General features: G+C 37.2%; 4 protein-coding genes. 3 read left to right on the forward strand and 1 reads right to left on the reverse strand.

The features are described 5' to 3' along the window. Together F6K13_RS22440 and F6K13_RS22445 are read left to right on the forward strand one after the other, a co-directional pair. Positions 1–851, forward strand: an 851-nt coding sequence (locus tag F6K13_RS22440) for a polysaccharide deacetylase family protein (RefSeq protein ID WP_287288428.1), incomplete at its 5' end; no start/stop codon positions are given. Positions 852–1,155: 304 nt separating this feature from the next. After that, the gene (locus F6K13_RS22445) at positions 1,156–2,403 is read left to right on the forward strand and encodes an FtsX-like permease family protein (protein ID WP_124144775.1); all 1,248 of its coding nucleotides are present in this window, start codon (positions 1,156–1,158) and stop codon (positions 2,401–2,403) included. A 522-nt stretch (positions 2,404–2,925) separates the two neighbouring features. Here F6K13_RS22445 and F6K13_RS35340 read toward each other — a convergent pair. After that, on the reverse strand, positions 2,926–3,216 hold the full coding sequence (locus F6K13_RS35340; RefSeq protein ID WP_353735700.1) for a hypothetical protein: 291 nt from the start codon (positions 3,214–3,216) through the stop codon (positions 2,926–2,928). 177 nt (positions 3,217–3,393) lie between these two features. On the opposite strand from F6K13_RS35340, the gene F6K13_RS22455 reads away from it, so the two are divergent. Next, positions 3,394–3,756, forward strand: a complete 363-nt coding sequence (locus tag F6K13_RS22455) for an IS630 transposase-related protein (RefSeq protein ID WP_124155043.1) — start codon at positions 3,394–3,396, stop codon at positions 3,754–3,756. The last annotated feature ends 176 nt before the right edge of the window (positions 3,757–3,932 follow it).

Below are 3,932 nucleotides of genomic sequence, written 5' to 3' on the forward strand. Positions count from 1 at the left end.
TAAAGACAATCAATCAATCGGTAAATAGCAAAGAAACTCCATTAGAAATAATTAAAATTAGTTCTGTTGTTGCCAAAAAAATTAATAATACTAAACAAAAACTGAGGGAATTAGAATTAAAAACCTTTAACTTTAGTGTCCCTAAAAGATTCCAAAGTCAAACAGTTAAAAATATTACTCTCAATAGCAAACAGAAAGTTATTTCCTTAACCTTTGACGACGGTCCGTGGAACAAAACTACAGAACAAATATTAGATATTCTCAAAAAGCATAATATTCGGGCAACTTTTTTCGTAGTCGGCCAACATTTAAACGTACGTCAAGAAATAGGCAAAAAAATTGTAGAAGAAGGTCACGTTATTGCTAACCACACATGGAACCACCCTTCTAAAAAGAGTAAAATGAGTCCAGACCTGATCAAAAGTGAAATTGGACGTACAGCAGACCTGATATACAAAATCACAGGCAGGACAACCAATCTATTTCGTCCACCTGGTGGTGTCCTAGTGAATGGTTTAGCCGACTACGCCAAAGAACGGAAACACACCGTAGTCTTATGGTCTGCTGATTCCGTAGACTGGTATTACAGGTCAGCTAAAGAAATTACTAAAAAAGTTTTGAATAAAGCTAGCAATGGTGGAATTGTCTTACTACATGATGGTGGTGGCCCAAGAGGTCACGTTGTTGAAGCTCTACCCAATATTATTGCTGGCTTGAAAAAACAAGGTTATGAATTTGTGACCATACCAGAATTACTAACCATTAAAGATAGAGAGCTACATCAAGAAGAATTAGCAAAACAAAGAGAAATTAAAAAGCAAGAAACAAAGGCAGAAGGAAACAAGGAATAAACAATGAGATATTAAATCCAACGACCAAAGAGAAAGATTTGATCTTTGATTTTCTACTTACTACTTCTCTCAACCGAAGGTGGATCGAAATACTTTTACCGTATTTAGTTGTGAGTTTTGTATAAAACTTCAGAGCAGAGCAGATTGATATTGTTATAGCAAAGGACGAGTTAGTTAGGACATAGATTGATGATGAACTGTAAGACAGAGAAATACTTTTCTCACTGTTGCCTGTTGCCTGTTGCCTGTTGCCTGCTATATATTGTTGGTAAACCTATCTATTAGTACTTTTGACTAAAACAAGATGGCTTCTATAGCTCGCAAAAATTTATTAGAAGATATTCCTCGGTTTATAGTAGCCCAAGCAGGGATATTATTTGCAGTCAGCTTAGTGACAATTCAAACAGGCATATTAAATGGGTTTGCTCGTTCCACAACCCTACTAATAGATAAATCCAACGCAGATATTTGGATCGCCTCTAATGAAATGGTCAACTTCGAGCTGACAGACCCCTTACTTTACGGTCAATTGAATCAAGCCAAAACTATAGAAGGTGTCCAACGAGCAGAAGCTTTGATTTTAGGATCAGTCAGATGGCGGCCTCAGAATGGAGAAATGAGTCCATTAATGGTGGTGGGATTTAACCCAGATGGACAACTGTTTAACCCAGGAAAAGTCATTGAGGGTAACGTCAGGGACCTGAAACAGCCATTCTCTGTGATGGCCGACCAAAGTAGGCTATCTAGCATGCTTGCAGAAGGAGTAGGAACAATGGCGATCGCAGGTTCCCTACCAGCAAAATTAGTCGCAGTTACCAAAGGTACTCAGTCAATTGTATCAAGTACCTTATTATTTACATCCCTAGAAAACGCTAACACATATATTAGTGCAGGTATTAACGCCGAAGTTAACTGCAAAGTTGTAGGAGCAGGAAATCTTCAATGTACAAAAGTAGTAGAAAAAAAAGACCCCACTCAAAAGTTGGAAGAAACACCAGCACCAAAAAATTTAGAAGTAGCAGATCCGATCGCTTATATATTAGTCAAAGCTAAACCAGGTGAAGATTTACAAGTATTAAAACAAAAAATAGAAGAGGCGATGCCAGCTACCAATGCTTACACTAAAAATGAACTATCTGAGAAAACCAGATTTTTTTGGTTGGCACGAACAAATATTGGTTTAGTTTTGGGAATGGGTGCAGTAGTAGGTGTAATTGTGGGCATAGTAGTGGTCGCCCAAATTTTGTATTCATCTGTGTCTGACCACCTGAAGGAATTTGGTACTCTCAAGGCCATGGGTGCATCTGATCAAGAATTGTATGCAGTAATTGTGGAGCAGGCAATTTGGATGGCAGTTTTAGGTTATCTCCCTGGAATGTTGGTATGTTTAGGATTGAGTACTTGGGTGGCAAGCAAAGGAATTATTATTTTGATTACACCTTTGTCTGCACTTGGAGTGCTAGGTATAACTGTTTTTATGTGTGTCGGGTCAGCTTTCTTTGCCATTCAAAAAGTAACTCGTATCGATCCTGCAATTGTATTTAAAGCTTAGAAATAAACAATTTCAGTTGTTGATCGCAAGTTGGTTTGAAGAAGGTTATAGGTGTTAGGGTTTAGGTTTAGTAGTCCTGGTCGCGTAATGGTATATGGGAGTGAACAACGCCTATTGACATACTCCCCGACCTAAAGGTGCGGGGATTCTCACAAACAAGTGATTCTTTGCTCATCGACACAACTTACGATCGGCAAGTTGCCCATCATTAGCAGAGGCCGTTATCTCCCAAAGCGTTCCCTATTACCAATAGCGGAGCAAGTGCGGCAGCTATATCGCTCTAGATGACCATACTCTATATATAGTGTCTTTGCGTAAGTCCTGATAGAAATATTTTAAACCTAAATCAATGCCTATGACATTGCCAGTATAATTTCCTAATTCTTTTCTATCAGCGTCTAAACAAAATTGACAATAATAGCCATCTGCACGTCTAACTATTCTCACCCGGTTAATTTTTAACCTAAATAAATCTTCTCTTGTTTCTGAATTACAATACAGAGAAAACTTACCAGATTTAAACTAGAGAGTGAAAGTAATAAACATACAATCATCTGATAATTTCCAACCAGATTGTTTATGTTCTACAGACTGACAATGCTTTTTAAATTTGGGATAGCCTTTCTTCCTTACTCCTTCTTTACAGCGACGATAAAAGTTACTAATCGAAGTCCAAGCTACTTCTACTGAAGCTTGTCTAGCTGATGAATTTAATTGATTGACAAAGGCAAACTCACTAGCTAACTCTTTACTCAGTTTGTATAAACGCGACTTATAGCAATGTGCGCTGGTATATTTACATACTACATACAAATCTATAATAGTATTACAGCGACTGTATGACCTATATTTTTCATAAATTACGCGATCGAACTCCGTGACGCTGTCGCGATCGCGTCTTTGTCAAAATGTTCAGGATGCCTGTTCAGATATTTACAATTTACAATTAATAATTTATAATCAATAATTTGAAAAGAATTAGTGAGTGTTATGGTACATCCTTATAGTCAAGATTTACGCGAACGTGCTCTTAATCTCATTAATAATGGTATGTCTATTAATCGTGTAAGTCGTCTCTTAAAGATCAGCCGACCTACTCTTCATAAGTGGAGAGACCAATATTTAGTAACAGGTTCAACAGTCCCTAAAATAAGTGTACCTCCTCCTCAAGCACCTAAAATTAAAGACTGGGAAAAATTTGATAAATTTGTTGAGACTAATGATGATCAAACTCAAAAACAAATGGCTGTAAAATGGGGGGATTGTAGTGGTTTTACTATTAGTAGAAGTTTAAAAAAACTTGGTTTGACTCGTAAAAAAAAACCTCTGGTTATCAAGAAAGAGATGAGTTAGAAAGAGAAAAATTTGGCTGAAAATTGAATCAAATAGACCCAAGAAATATTAGACTTGTCGCTTTATAAGGTAAAGTAAAGTTAATAGGGTGTTTGAGATGGGACAATGTTAGATCTGAATCGGGTGCTAAAAGAAGACCGCCTCAGTGCGGGCATTGACTGGACTAAACCGTAAGG

The sequence above is a fragment of the Okeania sp. SIO2B9 genome (assembly GCF_010672505.1).
In the GTDB taxonomy this organism is placed as follows: Bacteria; Cyanobacteriota; Cyanobacteriia; order Cyanobacteriales; family Microcoleaceae; genus Okeania; species Okeania hirsuta.